The following is an 18,053-nucleotide window of genomic DNA, read 5'->3' on the forward strand; positions in this document are numbered from 1 at the left end:
GCGCCGCGTTCGCGCGGAGATCCAGCCGAACCGGACCGGGTTCGGCTACGAATTACGTCCATGGTGCCGAGACCCCGTGAACGCTGGACCGCGTTGAGCCCCGTTTCGGGTGATTTGCTGACGTTCCGCCAGATGATCGCCTTCGGCCGGCGCTTCGCCCGCGCCGGCCGGGGCGCCTGGTTCAGCCTCGCGATCAACGTCGTGTGGCCGTTCCTCGTGCTGTTCACCCGGTTCCGGGTGCGCGGCGGCGAGCACCTGCCGTCGACCGGCGGGTTCCTGGTCGCGTCGAACCATCTCTCGTTCGCCGATCCGACGACGGTGACGGCGTACTGCCTCGCGCACGGACGCGTGCCGCGTTACCTGGCGAAGGCGAGCCTCTGGGACGCGCCGGTGGTCGGCTCGGTAATGCGCTCGGGCGGGCACATCCCGGTGTATCGCGGGGCGGCCACCGCGTCGGACGCGTACCGCGACGCCGTCAGCGCCGTCCGTGAGGGTGAATGCGTCGTCATCTTCCCGGAGGCGACGTTCAGCGATCACCCGGACGGGTGGCCCATGCGCGGCAAAACCGGGATCGCGCGGATCGCGCTGGAGACCGGTGTCCCGGTGATCCCGCTGGCGAACTGGGGCACGCACCACCTGCTGCCGTCGGACGCGGTGCTCCCGCGCGCCTTCCCCCGCAAGACGGTGAACCTGGTCGCGGGCCCGCCGGTGGACCTTTCGGACCTCATGTCGCCCTCGCCGTCGCGCGAGGTGCTGGAGGAGGCGACCAAGCGGATCATGACCGCGGTGACCGAGCTGCTGATCGAGATCCGCGGCTCCCGCCCCGAGTAGGCAGTCTCACCCTTCGGACAGTGCCGGTGAAGGGTAGGTTTCGGGGTATGAGCGCACACTATGACGTCGTTGTTCTGGGCGCCGGGGTCGGCGGTTACGTGGCGGCGATCCGGGCGTCGCAACTGGGGCTGAGCGCGGCGGTCGTGGAGGAGAAATACTGGGGCGGGGTGTGCCTCAACGTCGGCTGCATCCCGTCGAAGGCACTGCTGCGCAACGCCGAACTCGCGCACATCGTGACCAAAGAGGCGAAGTCCTTCGGGATCCAGGTCGAAGGGAAGGTCACCTTCGACTACCAGGCCGCCTTCGACCGCAGCCGCAAGGTCGCGGACGGTCGCGTCAAGGGCGTGCACTTCCTGATGAAGAAGAACAAGATCACCGAGTACGACGGGCACGGCACGTTCCTCGACGCCAACACCATCGAGGTCAACGGCGAGCGGATCACCTTCGACAACTGCGTGATCGCCACCGGCGCGACCGCGAGGCTGCTGCCGGGCACCACGCGCAGCGACCGCGTCGTCACCTACGAACAGCAGATCATGGAAAACGAACTGCCGGAGAGCATCGTCATCGCCGGCGCGGGCGCGATCGGCGTCGAGTTCGCCTACGTGCTGCACAACTATGGTGTGAAGGTGACCATCGTCGAATACCTCGACCGGATGGTCCCGCTCGAAGACGCCGAAGTCTCCGCCGAACTCGCGCGCCGCTACCGGAAACTCGGCATCGAGGTGCTTACCTCGACCAAGGTGGAGACGATCGACGACACCGGCGAGCGCGTGCTGGTGACCGTGTCGAAGAACGGCGAGTCCAGGGTTCTGGAAGCGGACAAGGTGTTGCAGGCCATCGGTTTCCAGCCGCGGACCGAGGGCTACGGCCTGGACAAGACCGGCGTGGAACTCACCGACCGCGGCGCCATCGCCATCGACTCGCGCGGCCGCACCAACGTCCCGCACATCTTCGCCATCGGCGACGTCACCGCGAAACTGATGCTCGCGCACGCGTCGGAGTCCATGGGCGTCGTCGCCGCCGAGACCATCGCGGGCGCCGAGACCATGGAACTCGACTTCGTGATGATCCCGCGCGCCACCTACTGCCAGCCGCAGATCGCCAGCTTCGGCTGGACCGAAGAACAGGCCCGCGAAAAGGGCTTCGACGTCCAGGTCGCGAAGTTCCCCTTCAGCGCCAACGGAAAGGCGCACGGTCTCGGCGAGGCCGTCGGTTTCGTGAAGGTCCTGAGCGACGCTGAACATGGCGAGTTGCTCGGGGCGCACCTGATCGGGCCCGAGGTGACCGAACTGCTGCCGGAACTGACCTTGGCGCAGCAGTGGGACCTGACGGTGCACGAAATCTCGCGAAACGTGCACGCTCACCCGACGCTCGGGGAAGCGGTCAAGGAAGCCGTGCACGGTCTTGCCGGCCACATGATCAACATGTAAGTGGTCGTGAGTGGCGATTCGGTTCTAACCCGAATCGCCACTCACGACCCGCATGGTGAGCTCCTCAGCCTTGCGTTCCTCGAAGCCCTCCCAATACTTGAGTTCGTGGTGGTGCCATCGGTCCACCTCGGACACCGCTCGGTACATGCGTGCGTTGGCTTGGTGAAATCTCAGCCACTCCGACACTTCCGCTTCCGGCCGAGGGCGCCGGGCCGTCGCGACGGCATGCGCGTCGCGGAGGGTTTGCGGTTCGTTTTCCATGGATCACCTCCCGGTGCTTACTCTCCGCCAGACCGCGGGACGTGATCACCGCACGGCAGGGCATCCAGGGACGTCCTTGGTACGGTCGAAGACGTCCCTACAAGTCCCTGGGAGGGCGGATGCCGAACGAACGCCTGCGGGACGCCCTGCTGCGCAACGGTCTTTCGCTGGAGCAGGTCGCCGACGCCACCGGGGTCGATCAGAAGACCGTGGAACGGTGGATCACCAAGGGGCGGACGCCGTACCCGAAGCACCGGCACAAGATCGCCGCCATGGCGCGCGAGTCCGAGACCTACCTCTGGCCGGACTCGGTCGCCCCTGAGCGCAAGGCCGAGACGGCCGCCGCCGAGGTCGTGCGCGTGTTCCCGCACCGCAACGCCATCCCCGTCGAGCTGTGGGACCGGCTGATCAAGGAAGCGTCGGACACCGTCGAGGTCCTGGTCCACGCCGCGCTGTTCCTGGTGGAGCGCCCGCGGTTCATCAAGGACCTGACAGCAAAAGCCGCTGCCGGAGCGCGCATACGTTTGCTCTTCGGTGATCCCGATGGGTCGGCAGTCGCACTTCGCGGTGACGAAGAGCGTTTAGGAGAGGGAACGCTGCCAGCTCGCGTCCGCAACGCGCTGGCGTCCTACCGGCCGCTCATCGGGGAGGACGGGGTGGAGATGCGCTTCCACAACACCACGCTCTACAACTCGATCTTCCGCTTCGACGACGAAATGATCGTCAACACGCACGTCTATGGCTTTCAGGGAGCCCACGCCCCGTCCCTGCACCTCCGACGGCTATCCGCCGGGGACCTCTTCGAGACCTACTCGGAGAGCTTCGAAGCCGTCTGGAACCTCGCCAAGCCCGCCACCTTCTAGGAGGCCATACATGGCACGCGTCGACTATCTCAACGACCCCAACGCCCCGAAGGCGAATAGCATCGCGGTCGCGGTGTCGGTGTTCATTCAGGACGACGACGGTCGGATCCTCATGATCCGGCGGACGGACAACGACCTGTACTCGATTCCTGGTGGGCAGCTTGAACTTGGTGAGACTCTGGCTCAGGCCGCCGTGCGGGAGGTTCGCGAGGAGACCGGCATTGAGTGCGAGGTGACTGGGGTCATCGGGCTGTACTCGAACCCCAACCACGTCATCGCGTACGACGACGGAGAGGTTCGCCAAGAATTCTCGATCTGCTTTCGCGCCAAGCAACTGAGAGGAAACTTGCGTACCAGCAGTGAAAGTAAGGAGGTCTTGTGGCTAGACTGTGGCCAGCTAGAATCGGTTAAAATTCACCCATCGACCATGTTGAGACTGCGTCATGCTCAAGAAGAACGTGATGACGTTTACTTCAGCTAGCTACTTACCTTGATTTCCAGAGCCTCTAGTACTCGCGCAGCGTATGCAAAAGCGGCAACCTTCACCCATTGTTTTTTGACGCCGAATATCCAGAAAAATAAGATTGTTGCGCTTGTGGCAAGCGTAGTCCAAGGAATCCATGCGAGTAGTCCCACGCTAGGGCGGTAGCAGATTATGGCGAGCCCGGCCACGCTTGCGATGAGGCATACTGTTGCGACAGTAATACCTGCCGCGCGAAGGCCGAGCATGTTTCTGCGGAATCCATAGTTGCAATTCTCCAGGAAAACTAGGCTATATACCTTTGTGTCTTGAAGCATTGGCCGCCACGCGTTGATCGCCGCATCGTAGCGGCGATCCGCCAGTGTCGGGTCAGCAACTTCTTGAGTCTCGTCTGGCAGATCTATTCCTGTTCTTGATTTAAGTAGCGAGTGCCAGCGTGCTACCGTAATTGGGTTCGAAACAGGTTCTCGAAACCGCAACAATTTGGTTGTTGGAGTTCCGCCCCACTCTGCAAACAAACCTTCCTGGAGTCGTCGGCCTCGATCGCGCCCCATCTGGTCGACTGAGAATAGTAGAAATCCGGCAATGGGTATGGCAAATAGCTTGCCTATTCTTTCGAGCAAACTAGTGCTAAGTGCGATCGTAATAATCGCTGGCGACGCTACGAGAAAGACTGGAAGTACGCGGGCTCTCAACGAGTATCTAGAGAGGATCATGAAAACCACTTCTGGCTAAATTTCTAATATTCGGTTGCTATTAGCGTCGTACATCCAGATATCGCCGTCGTCCCAAATTGTCATCTCTATGCTTCCAAGGAACCGTGTTGAGAAGACGTTATCGGAGTACTTTCGGTACAGATTGGAGGCATCGGTGCTTGGCTTTTGCCTACCGAGCATACAACTGCACTGGGTGACATATCGGCGACTGCCAGCTCGTGAAATCCTGATCGACGTCCGTGGTGTGCCGCTTTTAGCACATCGCACTTTAGTTCGGATGCTGAGTAATTAATGTAGATGTCGGTCCATGCGTCTTCAACTGCATCTCCGGGAAGGATGACTCGACGGCCTGCATAGTCGATCCTAAGTACATACGAACAGTTGTTGTACTCCACGCCATTTGCATTGCAACTGTCTACCAGCTCATCTGTAGGGCTGAGAATCGTTATTCCGTCTTCTTTCCAGAAGCTGGCGCTGTCGTTGCGTGTTGGGCTGATTGCTACTACTGTTTTCTCTTCTGATTCTACATTGGCATCATAGTTATACCCTTGGCGAAGGAGTCTGTATGCGAGCCAATCCTCCAGTGAGTATCTGCTTCCTGTGAATTCCGAGTCTGGAATCGATTTGTTGTTATTGGTATCCCAAAAGTTTTCCAAGGGGACCTTTTTGGCCCAGAAGAAATTGTATAAGCCGCTCAAGTGATCCATGTCGGGGTGAGTCTGAATATAGCGAAAGATTGGGCGGCCTTCGAGCTTTTCTTGATGATATTCGTATGGATCGACAAGCATTGACGAGTATTTTTGCTCGAAAGTTCGCGTCGGAGTAGCGAGTCTTGATTTAAACTCATATTTTGTAAGGTTGTAAGTTTCGGCCAGTCCTTCCACTACCTCCTCCGGTAGGTGTCGAGAGTTATTTACGTCAATCATCGTAAGTCGCCCCGAGGGGAACTCGATAAACGTGCAGTCGCCGTGCCCTACGTTTAGAAAATGAATCTTTAGCACGGATCCGACTCCCTTCTTCTTGCCGAACTTGGCTCTATGGGATCAAGGCGCGCCGCCGTCGGCGGCGCGCTGGTCACCTTGCGTCCGCGTTTCGCCTGCGGGCGCACCTTGCCCGACACGGCGGGCTGCCGCTCCGCTCCGCCCACCGGCCGGGCGGTGCGCCCGCTGAAGCCGTGGACAGGTGTAGCCGCCGCCAGCGGCGCGCAGGTACGCCAAAGAGCACGTCGGCCTCCTCGCTGAGACATTCGTGCCACCGATGTCGCAGACGGACCAACTGCTGTTACGCGGAGCCACCGCCCCGATGCCAGATCGTCACAACGGCCGTCACGCCGCGTCAAGGGGGGAAAGCGTGCCTTGACCCGACGCGACGGCCGCGTGGATGGCTTCGTATCGGGAGATGAGGGAGGACTGGCCAGGCCGTCTCCTGGCCGTCAGACGCCGGGTAGGGGTGAGAACACGCGAGAAGCGTCCAGCCCTATCCGCGCAGGTCAGCGGTCAAAAGCAGTGATCACCACGAGGTCAGTGAGGCCCCAGCATCAAAAGATCAACATGTAGGCGCGGTACCTCACCAGAGTGGGAGGGGGTGTGTGGAAATAGGGACAGTGAACGTCCCTATTTCCACACACCCCCTCGTGACTGGACCGGTCTGGCTAGCGTGATCGGACCGGTCGCGCGGGACTGTGTCGATTTTTGCGCGTCCAACGCAACAAAATCCACACAGTCGAGGCCCCCGGGCGTCATGCAGGGGTCCTCAGTGGCCCCAGGCGCACGGCAAGTAGTCGGCTAAATGCGGGAGGCGCTAAAGCGTGTGGGTGGCGATCAGTTGGCCGATCGCCCGGATGTCCGAACCCCGGAACTCCAGTCGCACGTTCCCCAGGCCGCTGAACCACAGGTCCAGTTCCGCGTCGAGGTCGAAGGTGCCCGCGGTCTCGATCGAGAAAGCCTGGATCCTGTTGTAGGGCAACGAAGTGAAGTCCTTCTTCTTGCCGGTCATGCCTTGGACGTTCACCGCGATCAGCCGCTTGTTCGTGAACACCACGAAGTCGCGAACCGCCTTGAACGACGAGATGATCTCCTCGCCGGGGATGATGATCGGCTGCACCGTCGGCGCGATGTCCTTCGGCTTGCACGGCGTGAGCTTGAAGACGGTGTCCTTGGAGAAGTCAATCATGCTTCCACAGTACGGATCGCGGCCGTCTCAGGTGGCCGGCGTGAACTTCAGGACCGCCTTGCCGTCCTTGATCGCGGTCACCCGGTAGGCGATCCCGTTCGTCTGCCCGGCACCGCCGCTGATGGTCGAGCGTCCGCCGCTGGGGAGGGCCGCCGAGAGCGTGACACCGCTGGCCGACACGGCATCGACGGTGAGCGAGGTGACGCGCAGCCGGGCGTCGAACGCGAGTTTGTCCTTCGGCTTCACGATGACTTCGCAATCGCCGTCCCGGCAGGACTTGAGGTCGGTGCCGTTCTCGGCGACCAGCGGGCCGGTCGGCTGGGCGATCCCGGACGACGAAGGCGGCGCGGAGGACGAAGGTGGCGACGACGCGGAAGTCGGCGAAACAGTGGCGGACGGCGGCGCGGCGGGGGAGGACGCGGGAGCGGGCGGGGCGTCGGATCCGCAGCCGGTCAGGGCCGCGGCGGACACGAGCAGGAATCCGGCCACACGCAGAGTACGCATATGCTGAACGTAGAGCGACGACGCCGGGACCCGTCCCCGACGGAGTGCCGCATACTGCCGTAGGACAGGAGGAGACTCGATGAAGCGGCTCACGACGGCGCACGAAAGCTTGGCGCTCGGCGTGCCCCGGTCAGCCCCGGGCGCGGTGTTCGCCCTCACGCTCGCGGGCGGCGTCTCCCTCGACCCCGGTGAGGGCGGCGAGATCTCCTTCGGGCGCAACCGGCCGCAGGTCGACGTCTGTGTGGGGGAGAACGATCTCCAGGTCAGCCGCAAGCACGGGCTGCTGAACTTCACCGGCGGACAGTGGCGGGTCAGCAACACCGGCCAGTTGCCCATCCGCCTGCCGAACTCCCGCTGGCTGTCCCGCGGCGAGGAGCCGATCCCCTTGTCGGACGGTTACACGCCGTTGTTCGTCCGAGGTTCGGGCAGGCGGGAGCACCTGCTCGAGTTGTACGTCGCCGGTCCCGACGGCGGGCAGCCCGCCACCCGGCACGGCGACGTCACCGTGCCGCCCCGCCGCTGGCGCCTCAGCGCGGAGGAACGCCTGGTCCTGGTCGTTTTCGGTCAGCGCTACCTGCTGCACGACCTCAACCCGCAGCCGCTGTCCCGCCAGCAGACGGCCGATGTGCTCGGCGAGCTCCGTCCCGGCGAGACGTGGACCGGCCGCCGTGTCGAGCACGTCGTCATCGACGTCCGGGCCCGGTTGTCCGCCGGCGGCGTTTACGGCCTGCGGCGCGAAGAGGTCGGCGAGCCGGTCGGCAACGCGTTGAACGACAACCTGTTGCGGGAGCTGGTGCTTTCCACCACGCTCGTCCCGCCCGACCTCGCCTTGCTCGACGCGCTCGGCTGACCACCGACAGCGTCCACAGAGGACGGTCAGCGAACGCCTTCCATCGCCGCCTTCGCGACGTCGCTGTCCTCGTCCGCCTTGGTGGCCACTTTCACCAGCGCCGCCGTCGCTTGATCGCGGCTTTCCTCGGCTTTCACCCGCCCGGCCGAGGCCGCGTTCACGCCGAAGAAGGCGCCCACCACGGTGCCGATCACCGTTCCCGCCGCGGTGATCACCGCCGTGACGTCCGAGGTGTTCGGGTATCGCCAGACCGCCGCCACCGCGATGACCGCGAGCGCGCTCAGCCCTGCCAGCACCGTCAAGAATCCGTAGTTCCTGCTCATCGCCCGCTCTCCCTTCAGGCTCTTGCGGCATTGCTTCGCCCGAACGGCGCTTTTCGTTACGGCAAAAGGCCGGACTGTTATCCGCCGATACCGAACCGGATTTCGTGCTCTTGTCCCGGCACTACGAATTCCAGCAATCGTTCGCCTTCTTCGGTGATCAAATCCTTGTCGGGCAAGGGCTTCCGTGATTCGATCGTCAATTTCGCCCCTTTGATCGCCCAAATGGCCAGGAATTCACCGTCGACGAGCAGCGTGCCCCTTCGGCCCCCGGAACCGGGTGGCAACGGCACGCGACGACCATCCGGGATCACGCGCGCGCGATCGGCGTGGGAGAGCAGGACATTGTCGTATTCCGGCAGGAACCGGGGCGGCGCCGGGGTTTCCGGGTCGGGCCGCGGCGCGTCGGGCAGATCGAACAGCTCCTTCCCTTCGGTGTCGGTGAAGGTGCGCAGCCGCGGCCGAAGCCGTTCGAAGACCTCCTTGAGCTTGGTCAGTCCCGACCAGGCCTGGGCATCGCGGACGGTCGCCGGGCCGAACGCCGCGAGATAACGCAGCACCAGGTCGTCGAGGGGGATGCCGTCCGAGATCGGCTCGCCGACCCACTCGTCGAGCAGGGAGAACGCCACGGGGCCTGACTGCCCCCACAGCCCTCGCGGCGTCACGTGCGCGAGGGGAAGCAGGCTGTTGACCGCGTAGGCGAGCGTGGTCGGGTCGGCCCCGGGCCATCGGTCCGCCAGCGCTGTCCGGATCTCGGCGCGAGTGCGGTGTCCTCCCGCCAGCAGATCTCGCCCCGCTTCGGCGATCGCGCCGAGATCGAGACCGGCGATCTCCCGCGAGTAGTGGCCGAGAAAACCGCGCTCGACCACGGGTTTCATGGTCGGCCACAAGGTGAGGGCGTCCTCGGCCGTCACCAGGTGCACCGTTCCGCGCATCAGCGTCGACCGGACGACCTCGCGGGCGGCGAGCGGCTTCGCCAGCTCGTCCACCTGGAAGTCCCGCAACCGCGACCACAGGCCGACGTAGGACGAGTCGGGCGCCTGCGCTTGGAGGCCGGCCAGCCGCTCGATCGCGGTGACGGCGGGCAGATCGGCGCGCTCCAGCAGGAACTGCCTGGCCAGGGTGGCGCGGTTGAGTGCCCGCGCGCTCAGAGTCGCCATCAGAGGCGCCCGCGGAAGAAGGTGCGAAGGTCTTCGGTGAGCAGGTCGGGGACCTCCATCGCCGGGAAGTGGCCACCGGAGTCGTATTCGGACCAGTGCTCCACCGGGCCGTCCTGGAGACTCCGGATCGTGGTGTCCCCGGCGAAGACGGCGATACCGCGCGGCGGCCCGGCAGGTGCTTCGCCGTCCCAGCCGCCCTGAGCCAGCTGCCGGTAGGCCTCCATTCCCTCGAACAGGGCGTGCGCCGAGGACGCGCCCGCGCCGGTGAACCAGAACAGGCTCACCGCGGCCAGCAGGTGATCACGATCGACGGCGTCGTCCGGCAGGCCCTTGGCCGGGTCGGTCCATTCGGCGAACTTCTCCACGATCCACGCGAGCTGGCCGGTGGGGGAGTCGTTCAGCGAATAGGCCAGCGTCTGCGGCCGCGTCGCCTGGAGGTGCAGGTAGCCGAGGCCGTCGGCCTGGAACCGGTTGAAGCGCTCGCCGCGCTCACGGTCCTTCTCGGAGAGGCCGTCCAGCTCGACGGCGGGCCCGAACGGCGTGCCCGCGCTGGTGCCGGTCAGGTGCACGCCGGTCACCCGGTGCGGGGCGATCATGGCCAGGATGCCCGCGACCCCGGCACCCGCGTCCGTGCCGTGGACGCCGAAACGGTCGTAACCGAGGCGGTCCATCAGCGTCGTCCACGCCTGGGCGACGCGGAACAGGTTGCCCCAGCCGGGCCCCTGCACCGGCGTCGAGAAGCCGTAACCGGGCAGCGACGGGACGACCAGGTGGAACTCGTCGCTCAGCTCGCCGATGACGTTCCGGAATTCGAACGGCGAACTCGGCCAGCCGTGCGTGAGGATCAGCGGCAGCGCGTCCGGCCTGGCGGAGCGGACGTGCAGGAAGTGGATGGTCTGGCCGTCGATCTCGGTGGTGAACTGCGGAAACTCGTTCAGCTTCGCCTCCTGGGCGCGCCAGTCGAAGCCGTCGGCCCAGTACTCGGCCAGCCCCTTGAGGTAGGCGACCGGGGCGCCCCGGCTCCAGTCACCGGTGACCTCGCGCGGCCAGCGGGTCCGGTCGAGGCGGTCCTTGAGGTCGTCGAGTTCGGCCTGGTCGACGGCGATGCGGAAGCTCTTGATCTCGTTCATGGGAGCTAAGCTAGAGGCCATTGCGGAAAGTTTCGTTCCGCGATTGCGGGCAAGGTGGAATTCATGGCGGAAACTTCGGCGAGACTGCTGCGACTCCTGTCGCTGCTGCAAGCGAGGCGGAACTGGACAGGTCCAGAACTGGCGGACCGGCTCGACGTCACGACCAGGACCATCCGGAACGACGTCGAGCGGCTTCGCGGACTGGGCTATCCGGTCGACGCCACGCCCGGCGTGTCCGGCGGGTACACGTTGGGCGCCGGTGCGGCCATGCCGCCGCTGCTGCTCGACGACGAGGAGGCCGTCGCGGTGGCGATGGGCTTGCGGACGGCCGCGGGCGGCACGATCGCGGGGATCGAGGAGACCTCGGTACGCGCGCTGGCGAAGCTGGAGCAGGTGCTGCCGTCACGGCTGCGACACCGCGTCGAGGCGCTGAATTCCGCGACGCTCGCGGTGCAGGGCGGTGGTCCGACGGTCGATTCCGCGGTGCTTTCGACCATCGCCGGCGCCTGCCGCGACCGGGAGACGCTGCGGTTCGATTATCTGGGGCACAACGGATCCGAGACGCGGCGGCAGGTCGAGCCGCATCGCGTCGTGCACATGGGCCGCCGGTGGTACCTCGTCGGCTGGGACGTCGACAAGCAGGACTGGCGCACCTTCCGCGCCGACCGGGTGCGGCCGCGGACACCCAACGGGCGGCGCTTCGAGCAGCGCGAACCGCCCGAAGGCGGCGTTGTCGCCTACCTCCAGCGCGGTGTGGGCGCGGCGTTGTGGCGGCACCACGCGACGATCCGCCTGCACGCCCCGGCGTCCGAAGCCGCGGCGAAGGTCCCGCCCGCCGTCGTCGTCGAAGCCGTCGACGAGCGGACCTGCCTGCTCAAAGCCGGTGCGGACACGCTGGAATTCCTGGCGCTCTACCTCGGCCTGCTCGACGCCGACTTCGACGTCGTCGATTCGCCGGAGTTCGCCGAGCACCTGCGCAAACTGATCGGCCGGTTCAGCCGTGCGGTGGGCGCTTGACGTCGAAGACCAGCTCCGGGCGTTCCCAAGTGACCTTCGGCGGGCTGGGCGGCACGACACCGACGCGGCGGGCGCCCATCCGTTCGTAGAACCCGGTGGCCGGCGGGTGGGAGACGACGCGGATCTCGGTCATGCCGAGGCCCGCGGCCTGCCCGAGCATATGCTCGACCAGCCACGCGCCGATGCCCGTGCCCTGGGCCGAATCGGCGACGAACAGCAGGTCCAGCTCGGCCGGATACTCGATCAGGCTGTAGAAGCCGACCACGTCCCGCTGCGCGTGCGCGACGAACGCGGGATGGGTGGCGAGGTAGTCCTCGGTCACCCGGTAATCCTCGAGAATCGACGCGTACTCCCCTTGATAGGCGGCCGATTCTTGCACCAGCGCTGTCACTCTGTCGGCGTCGGAGGCGCTTGCCCTGGAGATGCGGTAGCTCGTCACGTCGGCAGCTTAGAACGTCACACCGACACTTCTTGACTTCCAGTTAACTAGAGGTATCAGGCTGGGTTCCGTCAGCTGGGGAACGAACTGGAGGAACGAGATGAAAGCGGCCGCGTTCACGGAAGCCGGTGGCCCGGAGGTGCTCCGGGTGCTGGAGCTGGAGGAGCCGCACGCCGGGGCGGGGGAGGTCCGGGTGCGGGTGAAGGCGGCGGGGGTGCAGCCGTACGACGCGGCCGTGCGGGCGGGCTGGGAACCCGCGGGGCTCGAACTGCGTTGGCCGCGTGTCCCGGGGAACGAGTTCGCCGGGGTCGTCGACGAGGTCGGTTCCGGGGTTACCGGCCTCGTCGCGGGGGCCGAAGTGCTCGGCTTCACCGCCGTGCAGGCGTACGCCGAGTACATCGTGGTGCCCGCGGAGAACGTCACGCCGAAGCCGGCGGAGATGCCTTGGGAGGTCGCGGGCGGCTTCACGGCCGGGACGCAGACCGCGTACCTGGCGCTGGACGCGTTACGGGTCGCCCGCGGCGAGACGCTGCTGGTCCACGGGGCGGCGGGGGCGGTGGGCACGGCCGCCGTCCAGCTCGCCGTGCTGCGCGGGGCGCGGGTGATCGGGACGGCCAGCGAGGCGAATCAGGACTACGTCCGCTCCCTCGGCGCCGAGGCGCTGGTCTACGGCGACGGTCTCGCCGAGCGGGTGCGTGCCCTCGCGCCGTCCGGGGTCGACGCGGCGCTCGACGGCGCGGGCGGGGTCGCCTTCGATCTCTCGCTGGAGCTGGTCGGGGATCCGGACCGCGTGCTCACCCTGGTCGACCACGCGCGGGCGCTCGAGCTGGGGGCGCGAGTGGTCACGGGTACCCGGTCGGCGGAGCGGTTGGGGATGCTGGCTTCGTTGTACGCCAAGGGAGAACTGCGATTCCTGGTGCGGCGGACGTACCCGTTCGCCGAGGCCGCGGCGGCGCATCGGGAGATCGAGACCGGGCACGGGCGGGGGAAGGTCGTGCTGACCTTCTCCTGAAGGGGAAGTCAGCGTGTCCTGCTCCGGTGGTGGGGGTGTGACGGGGAGGATTTCGGACGCTGAACGTCCGGATTCTTCCCCATTCGGCTGTCGGCGGGAGCGCGGTGGCTGGGTCGCGCTCGTGACGATGTAGGAATTGGGACGTTGAACGTCCCAATTCCTACATCGTCGGCCCGGTCGAGCGTGGAGGATTCGGGACGTTGAACGTCCCGAATCCTCCACGCTCGGATCACCCACCTGGCTTGCCGTCTCAACTAGCGCCGGACCCAGTAGATCGCCGAATACAGGTCCACCAGAGCCCGAAACGCCACTCACGACCCACCAGACCCTAAGAACCCCGCAGCTTCCGGATCACCCCGCGCACCACCAAAGGCGCCACGATCGCCACGAAGAGCACCAACGCCGCCCAGCCCCCGAAGCCGCCGAACCCGCCCTCGTCGTAAGACGCCGGTGAAGCCTCGCGCCAGTTCTTCGAGCCGCCGCCCGCGGACTCCTCGTCGGGGCCCGCCGTCGCGGTCGCGGTCTTGTCGCCGCCGGTCGGACCCGTGCTGGGCCCGGCGGAAACGCTGGGACCCGTGGCGCCCGTACCGGCCTTCGGTTTCCCGTCCGGGTTGATGATCCCGCCGGTCACCAGCGGGTCGGGCGGGCTGGCCGCGCCGTCGCCGAGGCTGCCGCGGAAGGTCGGGTTGGCGCAATTGTCCGCGTTCAGCTGTTTCGCCGGTTGCCCGGTGAGCCGCGCGTTGGAGTTCATGACCTCCTGCGACAGGTTCGGCGGCAGCGGCGAATAGCCGATCCGCGCCATGTTGATCTGGCCGTCACACGCGACGTGCTCCAGGAAAGCGGTGATCGTCTCGGTCTTGCCAGGGTCGCCGTAGCCGCCGCGGCAGGTGTCGCGACCGTTGGTGCACGGCATCATGACGTACGAGTACGCCGAGATCGGGTACGACTTCGGGTCGGTGTTCGTGTAGACCCGGTCCAGTTTCTGGCTCAGGTCCGGCCGGAGCTCCGCGTGCTTCAACGCGGCCGCGATGTTCTCCGCGTAGGGCTGCGTGTACTGGCCCGCGCCGTTCTGCACCCACGCCGTCGGCACCTCGTATCGCTGGGCGTAGGCGAACTCGTCGTAGCCGATGGAGAACGGGATGGTCGCGTTGTCCATGGTCGTCGCGATCTGGTCCGAGTCCGCGAGCAGCCGGTACCACTCGGCGTCCGGGCCCTGCCCGGGGAGCTGGATGGGGCGCACGCCCGCGGGCAGGTTCCCCATCCCGTTGCCGACGTTGCGGGAGACGAACCGGTTGTAGGCGTCGGGCGCGGCGTGTGCGATGAAGTCGTAGAACAACGCCGTCGTTCCCGACTGACCGGTCCGGCCGACCAGGGTGATGGGCTGATCCGGCAGGGACTTCCCGCCGTTGGTCGCGGTGATGGCGGGATCGTTCCAGCGGGTGATGTCCCGGCTGAAGATCCGGCCGATCACCTCCCGGCTGAGGTGCAGGTAGTCGACGCGCTTGCCGCCCTGGTCCTTGACGTTGTACATCAGCGCGATCGCGCCGGCGACGTCCGGGACGTACTGGTAGCCGCGGGTTTGCGCGGACAGCCCGCCGCCGCCCGCCGCGATGATCGACGAGACCTCGGCTTCGGTCCCGGCGAAGTCCACCGTCCGGTCGCCGAACTGGTTGACCCCGGCGGGTGAGCTGTTGGCCGAGTAGTTGATCGGGATACCGCGCGACTTCGCGCCGTTCTGCCAGTCGGTCATCGCCGGGCCGACATAGCTGGACCCGGAGCCGGTGACCGGCGTGAGCGCCGCCGCCCCGGGAGTGACGGCCAGCGACAGCACCACCATGACCGCGCCCAGCGCGGCCAGCCGGCGGATCATCCGAATCGCCCGTTGACGTAGTCGTGGGTGCGTTCGTCCGACGGCGCGTTGAAGATGGTGTCCGTCGGACCGTGCTCGATCACCCGGCCGGGTTCGTTCTCGGCCGCGAGGAAGAACGCGCAGTGGTCCGAAACCCGTTGGGCCTGCTGCATGTTGTGCGTGACGATGACGATCGTCACCTCGTGCCCGATCTCGGCGATGGTCTGCTCGATCCGCCGGGTCGACGTCGGGTCGAGCGCGGAACAGGGCTCGTCCATCAGCAGCACGTTCGGCTGCACCGCGAGCGAGCGCGCGATGCAGAGCCGCTGCTGCTGCCCGCCGGACAGCGCGCCGCCGGGGGAGCTCAGCCGGTCCCGGACCTCGCGCCACAGCCCGGCCCGTTCCAGGCTCTGCTCGACGAGCGCGTCCTTGTCGCCGCATTTGACGCCGGCGAGCTTCAGCCCGGCCAGGACGTTGTCACGGATGGACATCGCGGGGAACGGGTTCGGCTTCTGGAACACCATGCCGATGCGCAGCCGGACCTGCTGCGGCCGTGTCCCGTCCGCGTAGATGTCCTTGCCGTCCAACAGGACCTCGCCGGTCAGCGACGCCGACGGCACCAGTTCGTGCATGCGGTTGAGGATGCGGAGGAAGGTCGACTTGCCGCAGCCGGACGGACCGATGAGCGCGGTCACCTCCTTGGCGGGCATCCGCAGCGAAACCCCTTCGAGTACCAGGCGGTCACCGAACCAGGCGCCGATCTCCCGGGATTCGAGTTCCGCCGCGCCGGGCGGCGGGCCACCGGTCAGCTCGACCAGCGGGCGCGCCGGACTGTCCACGTAGGACACTTCAGTGTCGGTCACCGGTTCTCCTGTGTCTTCACGGTGGTCTTCTTGGCCTTCCGCTTCGACCGGTCGCGGCCCACCACCCTGGCGATCGCGAACAGACCGAAGATGAGCAGGATCAGCACGAGCGCGCCGACATAGCCGCGCTGCTGCACGTTCTCCAGCGGCTGTTTGATGAAGCGGTAGATGAACAGCGGGATGCTCTCCTGCGGATCGGAGAACGGGTTGGCGTTCATCCCGAGCGCGCCGAACGAGGTGAACAGCAGCGGCGCGGTTTCGCCCGCCACCCGGGCGATCCCGAGGATCACGGCGGTCGTCACCCCGGTGCGCGCTGTCGGCAGCACCACGGACCACACCGTCCGGGCCCGGCTCGCTCCCAGCGCCAGCGACGCCTCGCGCAGGCCGTCCGGGACGAGACGGAGCACCACGTCCACGGTCCGCGTCACGGTCGGCAGCATGACCATCGTCAACGCCAAGGTGGCCATCAACCCGTTGTAGCTGAACAAGCCCACGCCTGCCTGGATACCGGGGATGATCAGGGCGGCGTACACGAACAGACCGGCCACAATGGACGGAAGCCCGCTCATCGCGTCGACCATGATCCGCACCGGACGCCGGAACCTCGACCGGGTCTCGTTCAGGAACACCGCGGTGAGCACGCCCAGCGGGACCACGAGGATCAGGGTCAGCGCGGTCTGTTCGAGAGTACCGATCACCGCGTGCAGACCGCCGGTCTCGGTCACCGGATCGGTCGGCGCGACCGTGGACATGTCGTGGGTGAAGAAGCCCAGGCGCAGATACGGCGCGCCTTCGACGACGATGTAGAGCAGCAGCGACAGCAACGGGGCGAGCAGGACGAGCGCCCCGGTCACGACCACGGTGGAAACGAGCCGGTCCGACGCCGCGAGCTTGCCCAGCCTGTCGCGGGTGACCAGGTAGAGCATCGTCAGATAGAGGAGGTACGCGACGATCAGGTCGGCCAGCCAGCCGGGGGAGTCCAGTAGCAGATGCATGACGAACCAGGTGAGCAGCGTGGCCGACACCGCGCAGCCGAACGCCGCGAACCGGTCCTGTCTGGTGGTCTCCGACGGCCGCCGTTTGACGAGCTTGCGCGGGGCGGGCGCGACAGGGGGAGTCAGTGTCGTGGTCACGCGTCCACCCCCGCGCCCGAACGGCTCTTGGAGATGATCACCGACGCGGTGAAGTTCGTCGCCAGCGTGAAGACGAACAGCACCAGGCCCGCGGCCATCAGCCCGGACAGCGCGAGCCCGGACGCGCCGGCGTTGTTGGCGATGAACCCGGAGATCGTCGCGCCGCCGAACTGGAGCACGTGCTTCGTGATCTCCGGAACCTGCGGCAGCAGCAGGGAAACGGCGATCGTCTCACCGAGCGCGCGGCCGAGCCCGAGCATCGAACCGCCGATGATCCCGCCCCGCCCGAACGGCAGCATGACGGTCTTGACCATCCCCCAGCGCGTGCTGCCCAGCGCGAGTGCCGCCTCCTTCTCGCCGGGAGGGGTCTGCGCGAACACCTCGCGGATCACCGACGTCGTGATCGGGAGGACCATCAGCGAGACCACCAGGCCCGCGATGAACATCGACTGGATGTACAGCGCGTTCTCCTTCGACGAGAACGGCGGGAACCAGCCCAGGTTTTCGGTCAGCCACAACGAGATCGGCACGATCTGGGGGCCGAGGAAGGCGAACCCCCACAGGCCGTAGAGCAGGCTCGGGATCGCGGCGAGCAGGTCGACCAGCCCGGTCAGGAAGCCGCGGATCCTCCCGCTGGAGTACTCGGTGATGAACAGCGCGGCCAGGATGCTCAGCGGGACCGCGATCAGGACCGCGATCAGCGCGACCACGATCGTCCCGTAGAGCAGGCCGAGCACACCGAGCACACCCGAGGCCGGATCGAACCGGATGGTGGTGAAGAAGCCGAAACCGCTCGTGTCGAACGCCGGCCCGGACCGGTAGACGAGGAAGAAGCCGATGACCACGAGGATCGCCAGCATGGTCAGCCCGGCCCCGGTGGTGACCCGGCGGAACGCGCGGTCGGCCCGCGACAGGACTTCGGTGATCGCCCGCCGCACCGGGGCCCCGGGTGGGGACGGGTCGGGCCGGGGTGGCGCGATGGTCACGAGCGGCCTTTCTTCGTGTTGGCAAGTAAAGGA

At 66.3% G+C, this 18,053-nt stretch carries 19 protein-coding genes; 7 read left to right on the plus strand and 12 right to left on the minus strand.

The window, feature by feature from the left end:
- The first annotated feature begins 60 nt into the window (after positions 1 to 60).
- Both CFP71_RS12360 and lpdA read left to right on the plus strand, forming a co-directional pair.
- Positions 61 to 831 (plus strand): lysophospholipid acyltransferase family protein, encoded by a 771-nt coding sequence (locus CFP71_RS12360; RefSeq protein WP_093933989.1) that lies wholly within the window; start codon positions 61 to 63, stop codon positions 829 to 831.
- A gap of 47 nt (positions 832 to 878) precedes the next feature.
- The gene (gene lpdA, locus CFP71_RS12365) at positions 879 to 2,264 is read left to right on the plus strand and encodes a dihydrolipoyl dehydrogenase (RefSeq protein WP_093933990.1); all 1,386 of its coding nucleotides are present in this window, start codon (positions 879 to 881) and stop codon (positions 2,262 to 2,264) included.
- Positions 2,265 to 2,288: 24 nt separating this feature from the next.
- On the opposite strand, the gene CFP71_RS12370 is transcribed toward lpdA, so the two are convergent.
- Positions 2,289 to 2,525: an AMED_5909 family protein gene (locus CFP71_RS12370; protein WP_093933991.1), complete on the minus strand. Its 237-nt coding sequence runs from the start codon at positions 2,523 to 2,525 to the stop codon at positions 2,289 to 2,291.
- Positions 2,526 to 2,644: 119 nt separating this feature from the next.
- Here CFP71_RS12370 and CFP71_RS12375 point away from each other — a divergent pair, with 119 nt between their 5' ends.
- Positions 2,645 to 3,388: a DUF5919 domain-containing protein gene (locus CFP71_RS12375; RefSeq protein WP_093933992.1), complete on the plus strand. Its 744-nt coding sequence runs from the start codon at positions 2,645 to 2,647 to the stop codon at positions 3,386 to 3,388.
- Positions 3,389 to 3,398: 10 nt separating this feature from the next.
- Complete coding sequence (locus tag CFP71_RS12380) at positions 3,399 to 3,869, plus strand: NUDIX hydrolase (protein WP_093933993.1); 471 nt, start codon at positions 3,399 to 3,401, stop codon at positions 3,867 to 3,869.
- 802 nt (positions 3,870 to 4,671) lie between these two features.
- On the opposite strand, the gene CFP71_RS43450 is transcribed toward CFP71_RS12380, so the two are convergent.
- The 3 genes from CFP71_RS43450 to CFP71_RS12390 all read right to left on the minus strand — a co-directional run bounded on the left by CFP71_RS43450 (position 4,672) and on the right by CFP71_RS12390 (position 7,261).
- Complete coding sequence (locus CFP71_RS43450; protein WP_143267070.1) at positions 4,672 to 5,469, minus strand: ComEC/Rec2 family competence protein; 798 nt, start codon at positions 5,467 to 5,469, stop codon at positions 4,672 to 4,674.
- 916 nt (positions 5,470 to 6,385) lie between these two features.
- Positions 6,386 to 6,757, minus strand: coding sequence for a PH domain-containing protein (locus CFP71_RS12385; protein ID WP_026467493.1), 372 nt, complete (start codon positions 6,755 to 6,757; stop codon positions 6,386 to 6,388).
- Between the two features lie 27 nt (positions 6,758 to 6,784).
- Complete coding sequence (locus CFP71_RS12390; protein ID WP_093933994.1) at positions 6,785 to 7,261, minus strand: hypothetical protein; 477 nt, start codon at positions 7,259 to 7,261, stop codon at positions 6,785 to 6,787.
- A 79-nt stretch (positions 7,262 to 7,340) separates the two neighbouring features.
- Between CFP71_RS12390 and CFP71_RS12395 the strand changes: the two genes are divergently transcribed.
- Entirely contained in the window at positions 7,341 to 8,111 is a 771-nt protein-coding gene (locus CFP71_RS12395) for an FHA domain-containing protein (protein WP_093933995.1), read from the plus strand.
- Between the two features lie 26 nt (positions 8,112 to 8,137).
- Here CFP71_RS12395 and CFP71_RS12400 read toward each other — a convergent pair whose 3' ends face one another.
- From CFP71_RS12400 to CFP71_RS12410, 3 genes are all read right to left on the minus strand, one after another.
- A complete protein-coding gene (locus CFP71_RS12400) occupies positions 8,138 to 8,434 on the minus strand; it encodes a hypothetical protein (protein ID WP_093933996.1) in 297 nt (98 codons plus the stop codon).
- 77 nt (positions 8,435 to 8,511) lie between these two features.
- The gene (locus CFP71_RS12405) at positions 8,512 to 9,591 is read right to left on the minus strand and encodes a winged helix DNA-binding domain-containing protein (protein ID WP_093933997.1); all 1,080 of its coding nucleotides are present in this window, start codon (positions 9,589 to 9,591) and stop codon (positions 8,512 to 8,514) included.
- Positions 9,591 to 10,721, minus strand: a complete 1,131-nt coding sequence (locus tag CFP71_RS12410; RefSeq protein ID WP_093933998.1) for an epoxide hydrolase family protein — start codon at positions 10,719 to 10,721, stop codon at positions 9,591 to 9,593. Before CFP71_RS12410 ends, CFP71_RS12405 begins: the two co-directional genes overlap by 1 nt.
- A gap of 63 nt (positions 10,722 to 10,784) precedes the next feature.
- On the opposite strand from CFP71_RS12410, the gene CFP71_RS12415 reads away from it, so the two are divergent.
- Entirely contained in the window at positions 10,785 to 11,738 is a 954-nt protein-coding gene (locus CFP71_RS12415) for a helix-turn-helix transcriptional regulator (RefSeq protein ID WP_093934021.1), read from the plus strand.
- Here CFP71_RS12415 and CFP71_RS12420 read toward each other — a convergent pair.
- A complete protein-coding gene (locus CFP71_RS12420) occupies positions 11,716 to 12,177 on the minus strand; it encodes a GNAT family N-acetyltransferase (RefSeq protein WP_093933999.1) in 462 nt (153 codons plus the stop codon). The genes CFP71_RS12415 and CFP71_RS12420 overlap by 23 nt on opposite strands.
- 100 nt (positions 12,178 to 12,277) lie before the next feature.
- On the opposite strand from CFP71_RS12420, the gene CFP71_RS12425 reads away from it, so the two are divergent.
- A complete protein-coding gene (locus CFP71_RS12425; protein WP_093934000.1) occupies positions 12,278 to 13,189 on the plus strand; it encodes an NADP-dependent oxidoreductase in 912 nt (303 codons plus the stop codon).
- A 328-nt stretch (positions 13,190 to 13,517) separates the two neighbouring features.
- Here the strand turns inward: CFP71_RS12425 and CFP71_RS12430 are convergent, their stop codons facing one another.
- Genes CFP71_RS12430 through pstC form a run of 4 tightly spaced genes read right to left on the minus strand, consistent with a single transcriptional unit; the run spans position 13,518 to position 18,020 of the window.
- Complete coding sequence (locus CFP71_RS12430; RefSeq protein WP_093934001.1) at positions 13,518 to 15,059, minus strand: substrate-binding domain-containing protein; 1,542 nt, start codon at positions 15,057 to 15,059, stop codon at positions 13,518 to 13,520.
- Positions 15,056 to 15,856, minus strand: coding sequence for a phosphate ABC transporter ATP-binding protein (locus CFP71_RS12435; RefSeq protein ID WP_378378331.1), 801 nt, complete (start codon positions 15,854 to 15,856; stop codon positions 15,056 to 15,058). The genes CFP71_RS12430 and CFP71_RS12435 overlap by 4 nt, the downstream gene beginning before the upstream one ends.
- Before the next feature lie 41 nt (positions 15,857 to 15,897).
- Positions 15,898 to 17,034 carry a phosphate ABC transporter permease PstA gene (pstA, locus tag CFP71_RS12440; RefSeq protein WP_093934003.1) on the minus strand — a complete coding sequence of 379 codons (1,137 nt, stop codon included), beginning with the start codon at positions 17,032 to 17,034 and terminating at the stop codon, positions 15,898 to 15,900.
- Positions 17,031 to 18,020, minus strand: a complete 990-nt coding sequence (pstC, locus tag CFP71_RS12445) for a phosphate ABC transporter permease subunit PstC (protein WP_093934004.1) — start codon at positions 18,018 to 18,020, stop codon at positions 17,031 to 17,033. Before pstC ends, pstA begins: the two co-directional genes overlap by 4 nt.
- Positions 18,021 to 18,053: the final 33 nt, after the last annotated feature.

Source organism: Amycolatopsis thailandensis, from assembly GCF_002234405.1.
GTDB classification, from domain to species: Bacteria; Actinomycetota; Actinomycetes; order Mycobacteriales; family Pseudonocardiaceae; genus Amycolatopsis; species Amycolatopsis thailandensis.

Bases quoted from the DNA above. Each gene is read 5' to 3' on its own strand.
- CFP71_RS12385 (WP_026467493.1), bottom strand. From the start codon at position 6,757: ATGATTGACTTCTCCAAGGACACCGTCTTCAAGCTCACGCCGTGCAAG.
- CFP71_RS12425 (WP_093934000.1), top strand. From the start codon at position 12,278: ATGAAAGCGGCCGCGTTCACGGAAGCCGGTGGCCCGGAGGTGCTCCGG.
- CFP71_RS12410 (WP_093933998.1), bottom strand. From the start codon at position 10,721: ATGAACGAGATCAAGAGCTTCCGCATCGCCGTCGACCAGGCCGAACTC.
- CFP71_RS12400 (WP_093933996.1), bottom strand. From the start codon at position 8,434: ATGAGCAGGAACTACGGATTCTTGACGGTGCTGGCAGGGCTGAGCGCG.
- lpdA (WP_093933990.1), top strand. From the start codon at position 879: ATGAGCGCACACTATGACGTCGTTGTTCTGGGCGCCGGGGTCGGCGGT.
- CFP71_RS12415 (WP_093934021.1), top strand. From the start codon at position 10,785: ATGGCGGAAACTTCGGCGAGACTGCTGCGACTCCTGTCGCTGCTGCAA.
- CFP71_RS12395 (WP_093933995.1), top strand. From the start codon at position 7,341: ATGAAGCGGCTCACGACGGCGCACGAAAGCTTGGCGCTCGGCGTGCCC.
- CFP71_RS12370 (WP_093933991.1), bottom strand. From the start codon at position 2,525: ATGGAAAACGAACCGCAAACCCTCCGCGACGCGCATGCCGTCGCGACG.
- CFP71_RS12430 (WP_093934001.1), bottom strand. From the start codon at position 15,059: ATGATCCGCCGGCTGGCCGCGCTGGGCGCGGTCATGGTGGTGCTGTCG.
- CFP71_RS12405 (WP_093933997.1), bottom strand. From the start codon at position 9,591: ATGGCGACTCTGAGCGCGCGGGCACTCAACCGCGCCACCCTGGCCAGG.
- CFP71_RS12390 (WP_093933994.1), bottom strand. From the start codon at position 7,261: ATGCGTACTCTGCGTGTGGCCGGATTCCTGCTCGTGTCCGCCGCGGCC.
- CFP71_RS12360 (WP_093933989.1), top strand. From the start codon at position 61: ATGGTGCCGAGACCCCGTGAACGCTGGACCGCGTTGAGCCCCGTTTCG.
- CFP71_RS12375 (WP_093933992.1), top strand. From the start codon at position 2,645: ATGCCGAACGAACGCCTGCGGGACGCCCTGCTGCGCAACGGTCTTTCG.
- CFP71_RS12380 (WP_093933993.1), top strand. From the start codon at position 3,399: ATGGCACGCGTCGACTATCTCAACGACCCCAACGCCCCGAAGGCGAAT.